This is a genomic window from Sphaerotilus natans (genome assembly GCF_900156335.1).
Taxonomy (GTDB): Bacteria; Pseudomonadota; Gammaproteobacteria; order Burkholderiales; family Burkholderiaceae_C; genus Sphaerotilus; species Sphaerotilus natans.
The window spans coordinates 94,662-112,328 of record NZ_FTMZ01000005.1 but is presented as its reverse complement, the minus strand read 5'-3'; the positions used below and the strand labels follow the sequence as shown (position 1 = coordinate 112,328).

Genomic DNA, 17,667 nt, shown 5'->3' with positions numbered 1-17,667 from the left:
GTGATGCCTGTCAAGCTGATCGCTCGCCGGCTGCCTGCCGTGCTGTCCGCCGTCCTGCTGGCCGTGCCGTTGCTGGTGGTGCCGGGGCTGCTGCGGGCGCAGGCGCTGCAGGACCCGCCGGCCGCCGAGGCGCTGTGCCCGCCACCGGCCGAGCCGCCGGCGCAGGCGCAGTGGCTGCAGTCGCTGCCCGGTCCGGCCGATCGCGGCCTGCTGTGGCGCATCGAGAAGGACGGGCGCGTCTCGCATCTCTACGGCACGGTGCATGTCGGTCGCGCGGACTGGATCCGGCCTGGGCCGCGGGTGATGGCGGCGCTGGCGCAGGCCGATCGTGTCGCCTTCGAGCTGGATCTGCTCGACCCGGATGTGCTGCAGCGCCTGCAGCGCGCCGCTCTTCCTCCGGCCGGCCTGCCGGAGCTGCCTGCCGATCTGGCCGAGCGCCTGGCGCAGCAGCGCTCGCTGGCCTGCGTCGGCGGCCTGCTCGCGGGGCTGAGGCCGGAGCTGCAGGTGATCACGCTGGTGTCGCTGTCGCTGCGCGGCGACGGGCTCGATCCCGCCTGGGGCATCGACGGCTGGCTGGCGCGACTGGCCCATGCGCGGCGTCAGACGGTGCTGTCGCTGGAGACGCCGGAGCAGCAGGTCGCGCTGCTGGTGGCGCCGCGTCCTGCCGAGGTGGCGGCGGTGGTGCGCCGCGGCCTCGACGAGCTGGAGGATCCGGCCACCCGCCGGGTGGCGCTGCGGCTGGCCGAGCACTGGGCCGCGTCGGATCTGGCCGCGATCGAGAACTTCGCGCAGTGGTGCGGCTGCCTCGAGAGCGAGGCCGAACGCCAGGCGCACCAGGCCGGCGTGCTGGCGCGCAATCCCGCCATGGCCGAGCGCATCGCCGCGCTGCATCAGCGCGGCGCGCGGGTCTTCGCCGCGGTCGGCGCCCTGCACATGACCGGCCCCGAGGGGTTGCCGGCGCTGCTGGCCCGGCGCGGCTTCCAGGTCGAGCGGGTGCTGCCGGCACCCGCACCGGGGCCGGTGCGTCAGTGACACGTCCGGCATCGGTCGGCACAATGGGCCGGCGCGGTGGAAATGAAGGAAATGCAGGAATCCTGCAGTTCTTGACGACACACGAACACGACGGCACGAAGACATGAGGAGCATCCGATGAGCGACAGCAGCAATCCGTTCGGCAACACCTACTCGCAGGCCTGCACCGAGGCCTTCGCCAAGTTCGTGCCCGGCTTCGACTTCCTGCAGGGCCTGGTGAAGAACGCCGGCCAGACCCTGCCCAACATCGGGCAGTGGGTGGCGCCGACCCTGGATCCCCAGGAGCTCGACAAGCGCATCGGCGAGCTGCGCACCGTGCAGTTCTGGCTCGAGCAGAACGCGCGGATGATCGCCACCACCGTGCAGGCGCTGGAGGTGCAGCGCATGACGCTGGGCACGCTGCGCACGATGAACGTGCCGATGGCCGATCTCGGCGAGGCGCTGAAGGTGCGGGTGCCCGATGTCTTCAGCGCGGCAGCGGCCGCCGCCGCCCCGGCCCGGGCACCAGCCCCCGCCCCGGCTCCTGCGCCCGCTCCGGCAGCAGCGGCCCCGGCTGCCGCCGAGCCGGCGCCGCCGGCGGTCGATCCGATGCAGTGGTGGGGCGCGCTCACCCAGCAGTTCACCGAGCTGGCCACCCAGACGGTGCAGGCCACCTCGAGCGCTGCCGCCGAGGCCCAGGCCCGCGCCGCCGGCGCGATGCAGGACGTGATGAGCAGCGTGGCCGCAGCCGCCGCCACGCCGCCGGCCACGCCGGAGCCGGCGCCCTCCCCGGCGAAGAAGGCTGCCGCGCGCCGCAGCCCGGCCGCCGACCCGGCTCCGGCGAAGAAGGCCGCCCGCAAGGCCCCGGCCGCGTCGCGCAAGACCTGAACGGCTTCGAGCAGGACAGAGGACGTGCCCCGCGTGCCGACTCCCGGTTTTCTGGTCGCCCATGCGACCCATCCCGACGCGACGATGGCGCTGGCGCTGGCGGCCGCGCAGCTCGACGGGCAGCGCGCCTCGCGTGCGCCGGTCGACCGCGGGCGCCTGGCGCCGCTGGGCTTCATCTACATCACTGACCACCATGCCGAGCAGGCCGACGCGCTGCTGGCCGAGCTGAAGCTGCGCTGGCCGGGCGTGCCCTGGGTCGGCTCGGTCGGCATCGGGGTGGCGGTCAGCGGGGTCGAGTATTTCGACGAGCCGGCGCTGGTGCTGATGCTGGCCGAGCTGCCGCCGGGCAGCTTCGAGCTGTTCAGCGGCGAGCGCCCGCTGCTGCGCGACGATCTGCACACCGCGCTGGTCCATGCCGACGGCGCGATGCCCGACATCGGCGAGCTGGTGGGCGAGCTGGCCGGGCGGGTCGGCAGCGGCTATCTGTTTGGCGGGCTGAGCGCCTCGCGCCGGCGCGGGGTGCAGTTCTGCGCGCCGGTGCCGCCGGCCGGGCTGCCGGCGCCGGCCGGCCTCTACGACAGCGGCATCTCCGGCGTGGCCTTCACCGCCGAGGTCGCGCTGCTGTCGCGGGTGACCCAGGGCTGCCAGCCGGTCGGTCCGGTGCGCCGGGTCGATGCCGCGCAGGACAACATCGTGCTCAAGCTCGATGGCCAGAACGCGCTGCAGTGCCTGCTCGATGATCTGGGCATCGACCTGGGCCGTCCGCGCGAGGCGGTGCCGCGGCTGCGCTCCACGCTGGTCGGCCTGACCGATGCCGGCGACGACGTGCTCTCGCGCGGCCAGTTCGGCGCCGACACCCGGGTGCGCCACCTGATCGGCCTCGACCCGATGCGCTCGGCGGTGGCGATCGCCGACCGGGTCGAAGCGGGCATGTCGATGACCTTCTGCCGGCGCGATGCCGAGGCGGCGCGGCGCGACCTGATGCGCATCTGCGCCGAGATCCGCGAGGAGCTCTCGCCCGAGGACGGCAGCGCGCCGGGGCGCATTCTCGGTGCGGTCTATGTCAGCTGCTCCGGCCGCGGCGGCCCGCACTTCGGCGGACCGTCGGCCGAGCTGCAGATCCTGCGCCATGCGCTGGGCGAGGTGCCGCTGGTCGGCTTCTTCGCGGGGGGCGAGATCGCCCGGCGCCATCTGTTCGGGTACACCGGAGTTCTCACGGTCTTCGTGGAATATTGAGCGCAAGCCCGCAAAACAGGGGGTCAAGCCATTACAGTGCGCCCCCATGCGAGGCAGCCGGCGAGCTGCCCGTCCCAGCTGGAGAAGATGTCCGATGAATGCCCCCCTGCCGCAGGATGCGCTGGCCGCCGGCCCGGCCGCTGGCGGCGTGCGACCTGATACCGCGCAGACCCTGTCGGTCCGCCGCGAGCGCCAGCAGCGGCTGGTCTCGGCGCTGGGCGGCGTGCTGCCATCCCACGCGCTGCTGTGGCATGCCGAAGACACGATTCCCTACGAGTGCGACGGCCTGAGCGCCTACCGCGAGCGCCCGCTGCTGGTTGCCCTGCCCGAGACCGAGGCGCAGGTCGCCGCGGTGCTCAAGACCTGCCGCGAGCTGTCGGTGCCGGTGGTGGCACGCGGCGCCGGCACCGGCCTGTCGGGCGGCGCGATGCCGCACCGTGACGGCGTCACGCTGTCGCTGGCGAAGTTCAGCCGCATCCTGAAGATCGATCCGCGCGAGCGCATCGCCGTCGTGCAGTGCGGCGTGCGCAATCTCGCCATCAGCGAGGCGGCTGCGCCCTATGGCCTGTACTACGCGCCCGATCCGTCCAGCCAGATCGCCTGCACCATCGGCGGCAACGTCGCCGAGAACTCCGGCGGCGTGCATTGCCTGAAATACGGCCTGACGCTGCACAACGTGCGCAAGGTGCGCGGCTACACCATCGACGGCGAGGCGGTCGAGTTCGGCGGCCTGTCGCTGGATGCGCCGGGGCTGGACCTGCTGAGCGTGGTCATCGGCAGCGAGGGCATGCTCGCGGTCGTCACCGAGGTGGTGGTGCGGCTGATCCCGCGCCCGCAGCTGGCGCGCTGCATCATGGCGAGCTTTCCCACCGTCGAGACCGCCGGCGAGGCGGTGGCCGAGATTATCGCCGCCGGCATCATCCCGGCCGGGCTGGAAATGATGGACAAGCCGATGACCGCCGCGGTCGAGGACTTCGTGCATGCCGGCTACGACCTGGACGCGGCCGCGATCCTGCTGTGCGAGAGCGACGGCACGATCGAGGAGGTCGAGGAGGAGACCGGCCGCATGACCGAGGTGCTGACGCGCTGCGGCGCCAGCGACATCGAGGTCAGCCGCGACGAGGCGCAGCGCCTGAAGTTCTGGTCCGGCCGCAAGAACGCGTTTCCGGCCTCCGGGCGCATCAGCCCCGACTACATGTGCATGGACTCGACCATCCCGCGCAGGCGCCTGGCCGACATGCTGCGCGCCATCGCCGCGATGGAGGACAAGCACGGCCTGCGCTGCTGCAACGTCTTCCACGCCGGCGACGGCAACCTGCACCCGCTGATCCTCTTCGATGCCAACGACCCCGACCAGCTGCGCCGCGCCGAGGCCTTCGGCGCCGAGATTCTCGAGCTCAGCGTCGAGATGGGCGGCACCGTCACCGGCGAGCACGGCGTGGGCGTGGAGAAGCTCAATTCGATGTGCGTGCAGTTCTCGCCCGAGGAGCTGGCGATGATGATCGCGGTCAAGCACGCCTTCGATCCGCCCGGCCTGCTCAATCCCGGCAAGGCGATCCCGACGCTGCATCGCTGTGCCGAATACGGCAAGATGCATGTGCGCCGCGGGCTGCTGCCCTTCAGCGAGCTGCCGCGCTTCTGAGCCGGCCGCCGCACCGCACCCGACGACGAACCGAAGAACACAGAACACATCTCCCATGAGCATCAAGGCACTCGACAGCCTGATCGAACGGGTCCGCGTGGCCCGCGAGGCGCGCGGCACGCTGGCGATCCGTGGCGGCGGCACCAAGTCCTTCTACGGCGAGCCGGTCCAGGGGCGCCTGCTCGACGTGCGCTGCCTGAACGGCATCACCCGCTACGAGCCCAGCGAGCTGGTCATCACCGCACGCGCCGGCACGCCGATCGCCGAGGTCGAGGCCGAGCTGGCGCGGCGCAACCAGTACCTGGCCTTCGAGCCGCCGCGCTATCCCGACATCGAGCGCCCGGGCCAGCGCGGCGGCACGGTCGGCGGCATGGTCGCCACTGGCCTGGCCGGGCCGTCGCGCGCGGCGGTGGGCGGCGTGCGCGACTATGTGCTCGGCCTGACCCTGCTCACCGGCAAGGCCGAGGTGCTGAGCTTCGGCGGCCAGGTGATGAAGAACGTCGCCGGCTACGACGTGGCGCGCATGGTCACCGGCTCGCTGGGCATCCTGGGCGTGATCTGCGAGGTCTCGCTGAAGGTGATGCCGGTGCCGTCCTACACCAGCACGCTGCGCTTCGACTGCTCGGAGGGCGAGGCGCTCGACCTGATGCAGCGCTGGGCCGGCCAGCCGCTGCCGGTCAACGCCACCGCCTGGTGGCAGGGCGCGCTGGTGGTGCGCCTGGCCGGCGCGACCGCCGCGGTGGCCTCGGCCAACCAGAAGATGGGCGGCGAGCCGATCGACAACGCGCTGGCGCAGCGCTTCTGGCTGGGCATGCGCGACCAGACCGACGACTTCTTCGTCGATGCCCGGCGCTCGCTGGCCGATGGCGCGGCGCTGTGGCGGCTGTCGCTGCCGGCGGGCGCGCCGCCGGTGCCGCTGCCCGGCGAGCAGCTGATCGAGTGGGGCGGCGCGCAGCGCTGGTGGGTCACCCGCGAATCGGCTGCGCGGGTGCGCCAGATCGCCGCGGCCAGCGGCGGCCACGCCACGCTGTTCCGGGCCCGCGACAAGGCCGTCGCCTCCAGCGGCCTGGGCGTGTTCACGCCGCTGAAGGCGCCGCTCGACCGCATTCACCAGGAGCTGAAGCAGGCCTTCGATCCCGACGGCGTGTTCAATCCCGGCCGCCTCTACCCGGGGCTCTGAGACGCATGCAGACCCATCTGGCTCCCGAATTCCAGGACACCCCCGAAGGCGAACGCGCCGAGGAGATCCTGCGCCGCTGCGTGCACTGCGGCTTCTGCACCGCGACCTGCCCGACCTACCAGCTGCTCGGCGACGAGCTCGACGGCCCGCGCGGGCGCATCTACCTGATCAAGCAGGTGATGGAGGGCGCGACGCCCACCCGCCGCACCCAGGAGCACCTCGACCGCTGCCTGACCTGCCGCAGCTGCGAGACCACCTGCCCGTCGGGCGTGGAGTACGCCGACCTGCTCGAGATCGGCCGCGGCATCGTCGACCGCAAGGTCGAACGCAGCCGCACCGAGCGCGGCGTGCGCTGGATGCTGCGCGAGGGCATGACCTCGCCGAGCTTCGGCCCGGCGCTGCGTGCCGGCCAGAACGTGCGCGCGCTGCTGCCGGCGATGCTCAAGAACAAGGTGCCGCCCAAGCCGAGCGCCCGGGCGCTGGCGCACGCGCAGCGCTGGCCGACCCGCCAGCACGCCCGCAAGGTGCTGATGCTGCTGGGCTGCGTGCAGCCCTCGCTGGCGCCCAACATCAACAGCGCCACCGCGCGGGTGCTCGATGCCTGCGGCATCCAGACCCTGGTCTCGGACGAGGCGGGCTGCTGCGGCGCGGTGCGCGACCACCTGGGCGACCATGAGGGCGCGCTGGTCGACATGCGCCGCAACATCGACGCCTGGTGGCCGCAGGTCGAGGGCCTGGGCGGGCTCGATCCGGTCGAGGCGATCGTCGTCAATGCCTCGGGCTGCGGCGTGTCGGTCAAGGACTACGGCCGCGCGCTGGCCCATGATCCGGACTATGCCGACAAGGCCCGGCGCGTCAGCGAGACCGCCCGCGATCTCTCCGAGCTGCTGCCGGGCCTGACCGGGGCGCTGAAGTCGGCGTTGGGCAACCGGCGCGCCAGCGGGGTGCTGGCCTATCACCCGCCGTGCTCGCTGCAGCACGGCCAGCAGCTGCGCGGCCAGGTCGAGGCGGCGCTGGGCGCGCTCGGCTTCGAGGTGCGGCTGCCGCTGATGGATGCGGCGTTGTGCTGCGGCTCGGCTGGCACCTACTCGGTGCTGCAGCCCGACATCGCCTACCGGCTGCGCGACCGCAAGCTCGAGACCCTGGCCGCGCGCGAGGCGCCGCTGATCGTCTCGGGCAACATCGGCTGCATCCAGCATCTGCAGAGCGGCACCCCGACGCCGGTGCGGCACTGGATCGAGGTGATCGACGAGCTGCTGGCCAGCTGAGCTGGGCTCAGCGGGCGTCGTCCGCCAGTCCGGCGCCGGGGCGGGCCAGCCAGTCGGCCAGATCGCGGCCGAGCCGGCGCCGCCGCCCGCCCTCGGCGTCGACCAGGATGACCTGCCCGACCTGGCCGCCCTCGGCTGGCGCGAGATCGAGCGCGGCCAGGGTGCCGGCGCCGTCATGCGTCAGCGGCAGCCAGCCCGGGTGCCAGGCCTGGGCGCGCACCCCGGCGTCCGCCGCCACCGGCAGGGCGCGCAGCGTGCCGCTGCCATGCAGTTCCTGGTTCAGCTGCCACTGCGCCAGGGCGCTGGCCGGGCGCAGCCACTCATGGGCGCCGAAGGGGCCGGGCACCGGACCGGGCGCACGCTGCAGCGCCAGGTAGTCGGCCGGCAGCGGCTGGCCGAGCGCAGCGGCCAGCGCGGCCAGATCGGCCTCGAGGGCGACGTCCACGCGGCTCATGCTCAGACGCCGCGGGCGCGGTCGGCCTTGAACTGGGCGCGGAAGGCCTCGAAGCGCCCGGCGTCGAGCGCGTCGCGCACCTCCTGCATCAGGTTCAGGTAGTAGTGCAGGTTGTGGATGCTGGTCAGCATCGGGCCCAGCATCTCGCCGCAGCGGTCGAGGTGGTGCAGGTAGGCGCGGCTGAAGTTCTGGCAGGTGTGGCAGGCGCAGGTCTCGTCGAGCGGGCGCTCGTCGCTGCGGTGGCGGGCGTTGCGGATCTTCAGGTCGCCGAAGCGGGTGAAGAGGTGGCCGTTGCGCGCGTTGCGGGTCGGCATCACGCAGTCGAACATGTCGACGCCTGCGGCCACGCCGTCGACCAGATCCTCGGGTGTGCCCACGCCCATCAGGTAGCGCGGCTTGTGTGCCGGGAGGCGATGCGGCGTGTGGTTCATGATGCGCAGCATCTCGTCCTTGGGCTCGCCCACCGAGACGCCACCGATCGCGTAGCCGGGAAAGTCCATCTCGACCAGGCCGGCGAGCGACTCCTCGCGCAGGTTCTCGAACATGCCGCCCTGCACGATGCCGAACAGGGCGTTGGGGTTGCCCAGGCGTTCGAACTCGGCCTTCGAGCGCTTCGCCCAGCGCATCGACAGCTCCATCGAGCTGCGCGCTTCCTTCTCGCTGGTGATGTGGCCCGAGCCCTTGGCGCCCTGCCAGTAGGGCGTGCATTCGTCGAACTGCATGACGATGTCGGAGTTGAGCACCGTCTGGATCTGCATCGAGACCTCGGGCGTCATGAAGAGCTTGTCGCCGTTGACGGGCGACGCGAACTTCACGCCTTCCTCGCTGATCTTGCGCATGTCGCCCAGGGACCAGACCTGGAAGCCGCCCGAGTCGGTCAGGATGGGCTTGTTCCAGTTCTCGAACCTGTGCAGGCCGCCGAACTGCTTCATCACGTCCAGCCCGGGGCGCATCCACAGGTGGAAGGTGTTGCCCAGGATGATCTGCGCGCCCATCGCCTCCAGGTCGCGCGGCATCACGCCCTTGACGGTGCCGTAGGTACCCACGGGCATGAAGATCGGCGTCTGGATGACGCCGTGGTTCAGGGTCAGGCGGCCGCGGCGGGCATGGCCTTCGGTGGCGAGGAGGTCGAATTGCAGCATGGTGCGGATTGTCTCAGGAGCGTCGCCCGCCCGCACCTGAGCAGACCTTGACATGGATCGAGTTTGAGCCGTCGCCGCGGGCGTAGATTGCAGGTGTCCCCCTTCACCGCACACCAGGAGTCCGAACGATGTTCCCCGAATACCGCGACCTGATCACCCAGCTCAAGACCACCGACCATCACTTCGTGCACCTGTTCGACCGCCACAACGAGCTGGACCAGAAGATCAAGAACATGGAGGCCCACATCGTCGGCGGCACCCATGAGGAGATCGAGACGCTCAAGAAGGAGAAGCTGCACCTGAAGGACCAGCTCTACGTCATCCTGCGCAAGGCGGCTGTGGCCGACAGCGCCGCCTGAGGCTGCGCCTGATCCTTTCACGGCCTTCCCAGACCCGCTCCGGGACCCCACCCGGAGCCGGGTGTCAGGTCGGTCGGCAGCGGGCGTAATAAGATCGGGAACTTTGCGAGGTCCGGCAGCGCCGGGCCGCCCGCAGCGATTTCCCTGCTCTCTTGCCCTTGCGGGCAAGAGTCCGATGACCCGCTCCACCGACCCCACCATGACTTCTGCCCCCCCGACCACCAGCCAGCGAGATCTGGGTCGTCACGCCTACAGCCGCGAAGAGCTGCTGGCATGCGGCCGCGGCGAGCTGTTCGGTCCGGGCAACGCGCGACTGCCGCTGCCCAACATGCTGATGATGGACCGCATCGTCCGCATCGACGACACCGGCGGCAACCACGGCAAGGGCCTGATCGAGGCCGAGCTCGACATCCACCCGGACCTGTGGTTCTTCGGCTGCCACTTCGAGGGCGATCCGGTCATGCCGGGCTGCCTGGGCCTGGACGCGATGTGGCAGCTCGTCGGCTTCTGGCTGGGCTGGCGCGGCAACCCGGGCCGCGGCCGCGCGCTGGGCTCCGGCGAGGTCAAGTTCTTCGGCCAGGTGCTGCCGACCGCGCAGAAGGTTACCTACCGCCTGCACCTCAAGCGCGTCATCGAGCGCAAGCTGGTCATGGGCATCGCCGACGGCCAGATGTTCGTCGACGGCCGCGAGATCTACACCGCCACCGACCTGAAGGTCGGCCTGTTCACTTCGACCCAGGACTTCTGATCATGCGTCGTGTCGTCGTCACCGGCCTGGGCATCGTCTCGAGCATCGGCAACAACGCCGAGGAAGTCACCGCCAGCCTGCGCGAGACGCGCAGCGGCCTGAAGTTCAACCCGGTCTACGCGGAAAAGGGCATGCGCTCGCAGGTCAGCGGCCGCCCGGACCTCAACCTCGAGGCGGTGATCGACCGCCGCAACCTGCGCTTCCAGGGCGACGCCGCCTCCTACGCCTTCCTGGCGATGGAGCAGGCCATCGCCCAGTCCGGCCTGACGCCGGAGCAGGTCTCCAACCCGCGCACCGGCCTGGTGGCCGGATCGGGCGGGGCCTCCAGCCTGAACCAGGTCTGGGCCGCCGACACGCTGCGCGCCAAGGGCATCAAGCGCGTCGGCCCCTTCATGGTCACCCGCACGATGGCCAGCACCGTGTCGGCCTGCCTGGCGACGCCCTTCCGCATCAAGGGCGTCAACTACTCGATCACCTCGGCCTGCGCCACCAGCGCGCACTGCATCGGCCACGCCGCGCAGCTCATCGCCTGGGGCAACCAGGACGTGGTCTTCGCCGGCGGCGGCGAGGAGGAGAGCTGGGAGCTGTCGCTGCTGTTCGACGCGATGGGCGCGATGTCCTCGAAGTACAACGAGCCGGGCACCACCGCCTCGCGTGCCTTCGATGCCAGCCGTGACGGCTTCGTCATCGCCGGCGGCGGTGGCATGCTGGTGCTGGAGTCGCTGGAGCACGCGCAGGCGCGCGGCGCCACCATCCTGGCCGAGCTGGTGGGCTTCGGCGCCACCTCCGACGGCCATGACATGGTCGCTCCGTCCGGCGAGGGCGCGATGCGCTGCATGCAGCAGGCGATGTCGACCGTGAAGACGCCGATCGACTACATCAACGCCCACGGCACCTCCACCCCGGTGGGCGATCTGGCCGAGCTGGGCGCGGTGCGCCAGGTCTTCGGCGACGAGGTGCCCTTCATCAGCTCGACCAAGTCGCTCACCGGCCACTCGCTGGGCGCGGCCGGCGTGCAGGAGGCGATCTACTCGCTGCTGATGCTGCAGAACGACTTCCTGGCCGCCTCGGCCCACATCGAGACGCTGGACCCGGCCGCCGAAGGCCTGCCGATCCTGCGCGAGCGCCGCGACGGCCGCGTCGACACCGTGATGTCGAACAGCTTCGGCTTCGGCGGCACCAACGCGACGCTGGTGTTCTCGCGCTTCGTCGGCTGAAGGCGAAGGCCGATCAGCGCGGCCGAGGCCAGCGCTGCCAGTGGTTGTCGGGCTGGACCGGCAGCGCCTCGAGGACGCCGGCCTTGTCCAGCGTGAGCCGCTCGCCGGCGGCCTGCAGCTGCTGGCCATCCGCCGCGCTCTCGAGCGCGCAGCCCTGGGCCAGCGACTGGCTGCCCAGCCACTGCCCGTCGGCCTGCCAGTGCGCGATCCGGCCGGTCTTCGGGCTGCTGACGCTGAAGCCGGCCGCGGTCGCGGCGATGTCGCCGCCGTAGCCCGCCAGATCGGCCTCGGCACGGACCACGCGCAGCCGCGTCGCATCGGCGCGCCCGGTGGACAGCGCACGGGTGTCCAGCAGCGACAGCACCGGGGCGGCACGGCGCTCGGTCGGCTGAGGATGCTCGGCCTGCATCGCGATGCCCAGCGTGGCACTCGGTGCGTGCCAAGCCAGATGGCGCAGGCTCAGCCATGGGTCGTCGAGGGTCCAGCGCCGCTCAGGTGCCGCTGGCAGCATGCTTTCACCCTGCAGCGCGAACATTGCTACCGAGGCGTCCATCGGCGCATCGATCAGCCGGGCGCGTCCGGTCTCCGGCCGGCTGGCGATGCCGCCGTTGGCCACCCACAGTCGCAGGCTGTTCGCCTCGGGCACGACCAGCAGCTGGTGCGGATCACGGCCGAGCGTTGGCGCTTCGGCGACCGGCTCCAGCCGGTCCAGACGCATCAGCATCAGCAGGCCGCGGCCCAGGCCGTCGTCGGCCTCGGTGTCGGTGGCGGTCAGCAGCAGATGGCGGCCGTCCGGGTGCAGCACCGCATGACCGTTGAACTGCCGCCCGGCCGGCGCCCAGCGCCATCGGGGCGCGCGAATCTCGCGGCCCCCGGGCGCGGGCCACCAGCGCAGCAGCCAGTCGCCCGGCCGCCGTGCCACCGCGATCACGCTGCCGTCGGGCAGCACCGTCAGGCCATGCGCGCGGGTCGGCACCTCGATCGAGGCGGCCACCCGCCAGCCCTCTGCCGCTCGCTGCAGCAGGCCGACGCGGTGGGCGCCCTGATCGTTCCAGGCGCTGACCCAATGTCCGTGGCCGGGCAAGGACGATGCCCGTGCCGGCATCCAGGGCAGCACGCAGCCCAGCACCGAGCCGAGCAGCAGCCGGCGCCGGTCTGGGCGGGTGTCGGCTTCAGTCGCCATCGGCGTCGGAAAAGCCGATGTTGACCTGCAGCGCCCCGGCCACGTCGCCCTCGATCAGGCCCTTGAGCTGCGCCAGCGCACGGGTGGCCTGCTGCAACCGCGCCGGAGGCGCCGACGGGCTCAGGCCGCGCATCGCCGCGTCGGCCTGGCGGGCGCTGGCATCGAGCCGATCGGCCAGCGTCATCAGCCCGAGGCTGCGCAGATAGAGCGCCATCGGCACCAGGCCTGCGCCCGGCGCAGGCGCCTGCGCGGGCGAGAGCGTCAACGCGCGCAGGCCCTCCCAGCGGGCCTGCCAGGCCAGCGCGGTGCTGGCGCTGGTCTGGCGCGGCCAGCCCGTCTTGTCCTCGCGGCCGGCGCGCCAGGGGCGTTCGATCTCGGCCCAGCGTAGCAGCTCGACGCCGCCGAGCCACTGGTTGACGAACTCGGCGAAGGCGGCGCGCAGGCTGTCCTCGTCGGCCGGGGCCTCCGGGTCGTCGCTGTCGCGGGCGTCGATCGCCAGCCAGTCGGCCTCGACCGCCGCGGCCTCGCGCGCCAGCTCCTCGGCCAGGCCCTGGGCCCAGGCGCAGGCGGCGGCGTCCGTCGGCGCATCCGGCGACCACAGCAGCCATTCCAGCGCCGGCAGGCCGCGTGCCGGGCTGCCGGTGCGCTCCAGCCGGGCGGCATCGGGCGGCAGCGGCGTGCCCTGGGGCGACTGCGCCCGCAGCGTGTCCAGCGCCTGCACGATCAGCCGGGGTCGGGTCGGCTGGAAGTCGATCGAGCGGCTGCTGCGGCGCTGCAGCAGCGGGCCGGTGGCGACCGCGCTGGCGCGGGTCCAGGCCTGCATCGTGCGGATCCAGGCCTGGCGTGCCGGCGCGCGCGCCGCGCCGCTGCAGCCCTGTCCGAGCTGGCGCGCCAGCGCCTCGGCCGCCTCGCGCCACTGGCGTGCCGCCGGCAGCCAGGCATGGCGGCGCTGCATGCGCAGCAGCGTCGCCGCGCCGTAGAAAGGCACCGCCACGACGGGTGCCGGTGCGGCCGCCATCACCGGCGTGCCCAGCAGGCTGGCCCCCAGGCTCAGGCTGAACCCCAGCAGCAGCTGGCGACGTTGGATTTCAGGCAGATCCGGATTCACAGCGACTCCACGAACTTCACCAGCGCCTCGCGCTCGGCGCGGCTCATCTTCAGCACCTGCTGGCGGGCGTCCTCGGCCTCGCCGCCATGCCACAGGATGGCCTCCAGCACACCGTCGGCGCGGCCGTCATGCAGCAGACGCTGGTGGCCGTTGACCTCGCGGATCAGGCCGATGCCCCACAGCGGCGGCGTCTTCCACTGCCGGCCGCTGGCGGCGAAGTCGGGCCGGCCGTCGGCCAGCCGCTCGCCCATGTCGTGCAGCAGCAGGTCGGTGTAGGGATGAATGCGCTGGCCTGCGGTCTTCGGGCTGGTCAGTGCCGGGAAGGGGCTGGCGCCGGTCACATAGCTCGGCCGGTGGCAGGTGGCGCACTGCGCCTGCGCGAACAGCGCCTGGCCGCGCAGCACCTGCGGATCGCGGGCGTTGCGGCGCTCGGCCGGTGCGAGCGTGGCCTGGTAGAAGACGACGTGCGAGAGCGTCTCGTCGTCGATCTCGGGCGTGCCGCCGCTCGGGGCGGCCCGGCAGTCCTGCTGCGCCGGCGTGCAGGCTTCCGACGGGAAATGCGTCGAGGTGATACCGATGTCGCCCAGGAAGGCGCCGGCGCTCTGGTGCGCCAGCGTGGCCACATTGGCCTTCCAGCCGAAGCGGCCGACGCGCATCTCGCCGGCGAAGGCATCCCAGACCCGGTTGACCTGGCCCTTGATCGGCCCGGGCGCGGCGGCCTGATCGGCGGCGTTGCGCTCGATCTCGGCCTGCGGGATCGCGTCGAGCAGGCCGATGCCGGCCAGATGCGGCGCGATGCGCGGGCTCAGCATCGCGCCCGGCGCCAGCGGCCCGTAGGCCAGGTCGGCCAGGGTGTAGATCGGCTGCTGCAGCGTGTAGCGGGTGCCGTCGGCGAAGCGGCCGGCGATCGGCCGCGTGCGCATGCGGACCCGCGCCTCCGGCTGCACGCCCTGGATGGCCGCGTTGTCGATCTGGTCGCCGTAGACCGGGTCGGGCACGACGCCGCCGTGCTCGCCCACGCCCGGCACCGACAGCCGCATCAGCAGCGCCACCGGCGGCTCGTGCTCGGCGCCCAGGCGCCGGCGCAGGTCGGGCGGTGCGCCGCGGCCGTCCTGCACATGGCAGCCGCCGCAGGAGCGCGCGATGAAGTGCGGCCCCAGACCGTCGCGCGCGGTCGTCGAGGCCGGTGTCTCCACCCAGTTGCGGCGGAAGAAGGAGTTGCCGATCGCGAAGCGGGTGCGCTCGGCGTCGTCGAGCGTGGCCAGCGGGAAGGAAAAGGCGTTGCGGCCGGTGGCCGGCACGGTGGTGGCGCCGCCGGTCTGCTCGCCCAGCGGATCCTCGACCTCGGCGGCCTGCAGCCAGCCCAGGGCGCCGATGCCGACCACGACGAGACTGACCGCGGCTATCGTCCGCACCCGGGGCAGGGCGGACCTGGCTGACGGCAGGAAGGACATGCTTTCTCCCGCGCGCTCAGGGCTGGACCAGCGTCAGCTTGGCGATGCCGACCGCCGCGGCCGCATCCACCAGCAGCTTGGACTGCGCCACCAGGCTGTCGATGGTCTTGCGCACGCGCAGGCGGCCCGGCGCGTCCTTGGCGCCGGCGATCTCGCGGTCGAAGGGGGCCTGGATCGCTTCGGCGGCAGCCACCGAGGCGGCGATCTGCGCAGTGGTGCGCTCGGCCAGATCGGGCTTCTTCGCGGCGACCAGATCACGCAGGCCCGGGCCCTGCAGCAGCGAACCGTCGCGGCGCGTGTACTGGCCCAGCCAGACGTTCTGGATGCCCAGCGCGTTGGTGACCGCGTCGCGGTGGGTGTTGTCGGAGAAGCAGGAGTGCTCGTCTTCCTGGTCCTGCGAGTTCAGCGCCACTTCCAGGCGCTCGCCGGCGAGCTCGCCGCGCGACAGCGAGCCCAGGCCGACGATCATCTTGCGCACCGATTCGCGGCCGCCCTGCTCGAACTTGGCGCGGTAGTTGCGTGCGCCCGGCGCCCAGGCGTTCGCCAGGAAGCTCAGGTCGTCGATCAGCAGCTCGGTCACCACCGCCAGGTACTGGCGGCGGCGGTCGGCGTTCGGAGCCCGGCCGTCGATGAAGTCGTCCGGCGAGCGCTCGCCCGGGCCGGTCTCGCTGCGGTCCTGGCCCCACAGCAGGAACTCGATCGCATGCCAGCCGGCGCTGATGTTCTCCTCGCCGCCGCGCTCGTTGGCCTGGCTCAGGCTGGCCTTGCTGATGCGGAACTTCGGGTTGTTGATCAGGCCAGCCTTGGGTTTGCCGGCGACTGCGTCCACATAGGCCTCGTCGAGCGGCCAGGCGTTCAGGCGACCTTCCGGGCCCCGCGCGTCATCGATCGGGCCGCCGTAGAAGCGGAAGGCCTCGGTCTGGCCGTAGAACTCGCGCGCCGCGCGCCAGGCCTGGCGGGCCTTGTCCAGCGCCTCGGCCGACGGCGCTGCCACGAAGGCGGCGATTGCGCTCTGCAGATCCTTCGCCGCGGCCAGCGTGTCGGCGTAGACCGCCTCGACCAGCACCGCATGGTGGCGCACCACCGCCTCGGCCTCGACGGTCGTCGTGGCGGCCGGGGCCTGCTGGGCCGAGGCCAGCAGTGCCGCCGGGGCCAGCAGCGCCAGCGCGGACAGCTGCAGGAAGGAGCGCTTGTGCGGGTGCGGGTGCTTGTGGATCTGGTTCATGGTCGGGAACTCCTCATGGAAGAGTCTAAAGAAGAATGAATCTCATTCTCCTTGATCCCGATCACGAAATGGAAGAGGCGCGCGAAGTTTCTTCAGCTTCCGCCCAGATCCGGCCCGGTGGTGGCGAAGCGCTCCAGGCCCGGCAGCACCGTCAGCAGCTCGCTGGGGCTCAGTCCCATCCATCGCCCGAGCGAGGCGGCGTACTCGGTCAGCGAGGTGGTCGGCAGCAGCCGGCCGGAGCCGACATCGGTGCCGGTGCCCAGCGCGACCGTGGGGAAGCGGCCGAGAATGTCGCCGCCCCGGATGCCGCCGCCGGCCACGAAGTGATGCCCGCCCCAGCCGTGGTCGCTGCCCGAGCCGTTGCTGGTCAGGGTGCGGCCGAAGTCGCTGGCGCTGAACAGCAGCACGTCGTCGAGCCGCCCCAGGCCCTGCAGGCCGTTCAGGAAGGCGTCGACCGCGTGCGCGACCCGCGCGCCCAGCAGCGGATGGCGTGCCGCCTGCTGCGCATGGGTGTCGAAGCCGCCGATCGAGACCATGAAGACCTGGCGGCGCAGGCCGAGCGCCGGCGCGGCGGCGATCAGCCGCGCGACCATGCGCAGCTGGCGCGCCAGTGGATCCTTCGCCAGATCGAGCCGGCTGCCGTCGGTCAGCGTGACCGCGCCCAGCGGCAGCTCCGGCGTGCCGGCCAGTGCGCCGCGCAGCTGCGCCGCGGTGTCGAGCGCTCGGCGGGTCACCCGGGCGTGCTCGGCCTGCAGGTCGGTGCTGCCGTTGCTGCGCAGCAGGGCCTCGAGCCGCGCCTGCGCGCCGGCGCTGCCGTGCAGCCAGGCGCCGGACTGCAGCGCACGCACGTCGACCAGGCCATCCGGGTCGATCTGATAGGGCTGCACGCCGCTGCCGTTCAGGAAGATCGCCTGGCCCGAGGCGGAAATCGTCGTCAGCACCGTGTTCTGGTTGGCCGAGGCCAGCAGATCGGCGATGCGGCCGCCCCAGCCGATGCGCGCGATGCCTTCGGGCTGCAGGGACTGCCAGGTCGCCTGCTGGTCGTTGTGCGAGTAGAGCTTGGCCGGCAGACCACGGCCGGCCTGCACGTCCGCCAGCGTGGTCGGCTGGGTCAGCGGGCCGACATTGGCGACGAAGGCGCAGCGGCCGCGACCGTACCAGGTGCTCAGCGGCTGCAGCTCGCGCGCCAGGCCGAAGCGCCGGCCCGCCTCCTGGCGGCGGCTGGCGATCTCCAGCAGCGTGATGGCCGGCAGCGCCAGATCGCCCCGGGCGCGGGTGTAGGCCGCATGCTCGGCGCTGTCGAGCGGCACCAGCCAGTTGTGCGCGTCGTTGCCGCCGTTCATGAACAGGCAGACCAGCGCGCGATAGGGCCGGTCGAGCTGCACCGCGCTGGAGGACTGCGCCGCCATCGCGCCCAGCCCGGCCAGGCCGAGCGTGAATGCGGGCCGCGCCGCCGCCACCGGGCCGCCCAGCAGCCCGAGCTGGCCGAGCGTGCGCAGGAAGGCGCGGCGGGAAGAGGAGGATGAGGAACTCATGCGGAAATCTCCGGCCG

At 72.2% G+C, this 17,667-nt stretch carries 16 protein-coding genes; 9 read left to right on the top strand and 7 right to left on the bottom strand.

The annotated features are described in order from the left end of the window. Positions 1-3 precede the first annotated feature (3 nt). From BW996_RS06620 to glcF, 6 genes are all read left to right on the top strand, one after another. Positions 4-1,032 carry a TraB/GumN family protein gene (locus BW996_RS06620; protein WP_037478772.1) on the top strand — a complete coding sequence of 343 codons (1,029 nt, stop codon included), beginning with the start codon at positions 4-6 and terminating at the stop codon, positions 1,030-1,032. Positions 1,033-1,149: 117 nt separating this feature from the next. Beyond that, positions 1,150-1,899 carry a PhaM family polyhydroxyalkanoate granule multifunctional regulatory protein gene (locus tag BW996_RS06615; RefSeq protein WP_037478774.1) on the top strand — a complete coding sequence of 250 codons (750 nt, stop codon included), beginning with the start codon at positions 1,150-1,152 and terminating at the stop codon, positions 1,897-1,899. Between the two features lie 84 nt (positions 1,900-1,983). Next, entirely contained in the window at positions 1,984-3,135 is a 1,152-nt protein-coding gene (locus BW996_RS06610; RefSeq protein WP_051631613.1) for an FIST signal transduction protein, read from the top strand. A 94-nt stretch (positions 3,136-3,229) separates the two neighbouring features. Beyond that, a complete protein-coding gene (locus BW996_RS06605) occupies positions 3,230-4,777 on the top strand; it encodes an FAD-linked oxidase C-terminal domain-containing protein (RefSeq protein ID WP_051631603.1) in 1,548 nt (515 codons plus the stop codon). Between the two features lie 55 nt (positions 4,778-4,832). After that, entirely contained in the window at positions 4,833-5,957 is a 1,125-nt protein-coding gene (gene glcE / locus BW996_RS06600) for a glycolate oxidase subunit GlcE (RefSeq protein ID WP_037478777.1), read from the top strand. A gap of 5 nt (positions 5,958-5,962) precedes the next feature. Further along, on the top strand, positions 5,963-7,225 hold the full coding sequence (gene glcF, locus BW996_RS06595) for a glycolate oxidase subunit GlcF (RefSeq protein ID WP_037478780.1): 1,263 nt from the start codon (positions 5,963-5,965) through the stop codon (positions 7,223-7,225). Between the two features lie 7 nt (positions 7,226-7,232). Here the strand turns inward: glcF and BW996_RS06590 are convergent, their stop codons facing one another. Both BW996_RS06590 and tgt read right to left on the bottom strand, forming a co-directional pair. Next, complete coding sequence (locus BW996_RS06590; RefSeq protein WP_051631604.1) at positions 7,233-7,679, bottom strand: SMI1/KNR4 family protein; 447 nt, start codon at positions 7,677-7,679, stop codon at positions 7,233-7,235. A gap of 2 nt (positions 7,680-7,681) precedes the next feature. Further along, positions 7,682-8,821, bottom strand: a complete 1,140-nt coding sequence (tgt, locus tag BW996_RS06585; protein ID WP_037478783.1) for a tRNA guanosine(34) transglycosylase Tgt — start codon at positions 8,819-8,821, stop codon at positions 7,682-7,684. A 128-nt stretch (positions 8,822-8,949) separates the two neighbouring features. Here tgt and BW996_RS06580 point away from each other — a divergent pair, with 128 nt between their 5' ends. The 3 genes from BW996_RS06580 (at position 8,950) to fabB (ending at position 11,145) form a co-directional block, all read left to right on the top strand. Next, on the top strand, positions 8,950-9,180 hold the full coding sequence (locus BW996_RS06580) for an HP1242/YdcH family protein (protein ID WP_037478785.1): 231 nt from the start codon (positions 8,950-8,952) through the stop codon (positions 9,178-9,180). A gap of 199 nt (positions 9,181-9,379) precedes the next feature. Beyond that, positions 9,380-9,928, top strand: a complete 549-nt coding sequence (gene fabA / locus BW996_RS06575; RefSeq protein ID WP_051631614.1) for a 3-hydroxyacyl-[acyl-carrier-protein] dehydratase FabA — start codon at positions 9,380-9,382, stop codon at positions 9,926-9,928. Positions 9,929-9,930: 2 nt separating this feature from the next. After that, entirely contained in the window at positions 9,931-11,145 is a 1,215-nt protein-coding gene (gene fabB / locus BW996_RS06570) for a beta-ketoacyl-ACP synthase I (protein ID WP_037478788.1), read from the top strand. 13 nt (positions 11,146-11,158) lie between these two features. Here fabB and BW996_RS06565 read toward each other — a convergent pair whose 3' ends face one another. The 5 genes from BW996_RS06565 to BW996_RS06545 form a co-directional block, all read right to left on the bottom strand. Next, positions 11,159-12,328 carry a DUF1513 domain-containing protein gene (locus BW996_RS06565; protein ID WP_051631605.1) on the bottom strand — a complete coding sequence of 390 codons (1,170 nt, stop codon included), beginning with the start codon at positions 12,326-12,328 and terminating at the stop codon, positions 11,159-11,161. Beyond that, positions 12,318-13,436: an imelysin family protein gene (locus BW996_RS06560; protein WP_051631606.1), complete on the bottom strand. Its 1,119-nt coding sequence runs from the start codon at positions 13,434-13,436 to the stop codon at positions 12,318-12,320. The genes BW996_RS06565 and BW996_RS06560 overlap by 11 nt, the downstream gene beginning before the upstream one ends. Further along, on the bottom strand, positions 13,433-14,890 hold the full coding sequence (locus BW996_RS06555; RefSeq protein WP_051631607.1) for a di-heme oxidoreductase family protein: 1,458 nt from the start codon (positions 14,888-14,890) through the stop codon (positions 13,433-13,435). Before BW996_RS06555 ends, BW996_RS06560 begins: the two co-directional genes overlap by 4 nt. A gap of 16 nt (positions 14,891-14,906) precedes the next feature. Then, complete coding sequence (locus tag BW996_RS06550; RefSeq protein ID WP_051631608.1) at positions 14,907-16,115, bottom strand: imelysin family protein; 1,209 nt, start codon at positions 16,113-16,115, stop codon at positions 14,907-14,909. A gap of 92 nt (positions 16,116-16,207) precedes the next feature. Continuing rightward, positions 16,208-17,650: a DUF1501 domain-containing protein gene (locus tag BW996_RS06545; protein ID WP_037478791.1), complete on the bottom strand. Its 1,443-nt coding sequence runs from the start codon at positions 17,648-17,650 to the stop codon at positions 16,208-16,210. Positions 17,651-17,667: the final 17 nt, after the last annotated feature.

Bases quoted from the DNA above. Each gene is read 5' to 3' on its own strand.
- glcE (WP_037478777.1), top strand. From the start codon at position 4,833: ATGAGCATCAAGGCACTCGACAGCCTGATCGAACGGGTCCGCGTGGCC.
- BW996_RS06565 (WP_051631605.1), bottom strand. From the start codon at position 12,328: ATGGCGACTGAAGCCGACACCCGCCCAGACCGGCGCCGGCTGCTGCTC.
- BW996_RS06545 (WP_037478791.1), bottom strand. From the start codon at position 17,650: ATGAGTTCCTCATCCTCCTCTTCCCGCCGCGCCTTCCTGCGCACGCTC.
- BW996_RS06590 (WP_051631604.1), bottom strand. From the start codon at position 7,679: ATGAGCCGCGTGGACGTCGCCCTCGAGGCCGATCTGGCCGCGCTGGCC.
- BW996_RS06605 (WP_051631603.1), top strand. From the start codon at position 3,230: ATGAATGCCCCCCTGCCGCAGGATGCGCTGGCCGCCGGCCCGGCCGCT.
- BW996_RS06550 (WP_051631608.1), bottom strand. From the start codon at position 16,115: ATGAACCAGATCCACAAGCACCCGCACCCGCACAAGCGCTCCTTCCTG.
- fabA (WP_051631614.1), top strand. From the start codon at position 9,380: ATGACTTCTGCCCCCCCGACCACCAGCCAGCGAGATCTGGGTCGTCAC.
- tgt (WP_037478783.1), bottom strand. From the start codon at position 8,821: ATGCTGCAATTCGACCTCCTCGCCACCGAAGGCCATGCCCGCCGCGGC.
- BW996_RS06620 (WP_037478772.1), top strand. From the start codon at position 4: ATGCCTGTCAAGCTGATCGCTCGCCGGCTGCCTGCCGTGCTGTCCGCC.
- glcF (WP_037478780.1), top strand. From the start codon at position 5,963: ATGCAGACCCATCTGGCTCCCGAATTCCAGGACACCCCCGAAGGCGAA.
- BW996_RS06555 (WP_051631607.1), bottom strand. From the start codon at position 14,890: ATGTCCTTCCTGCCGTCAGCCAGGTCCGCCCTGCCCCGGGTGCGGACG.
- BW996_RS06610 (WP_051631613.1), top strand. From the start codon at position 1,984: ATGGCGCTGGCGCTGGCGGCCGCGCAGCTCGACGGGCAGCGCGCCTCG.
- fabB (WP_037478788.1), top strand. From the start codon at position 9,931: ATGCGTCGTGTCGTCGTCACCGGCCTGGGCATCGTCTCGAGCATCGGC.
- BW996_RS06615 (WP_037478774.1), top strand. From the start codon at position 1,150: ATGAGCGACAGCAGCAATCCGTTCGGCAACACCTACTCGCAGGCCTGC.
- BW996_RS06580 (WP_037478785.1), top strand. From the start codon at position 8,950: ATGTTCCCCGAATACCGCGACCTGATCACCCAGCTCAAGACCACCGAC.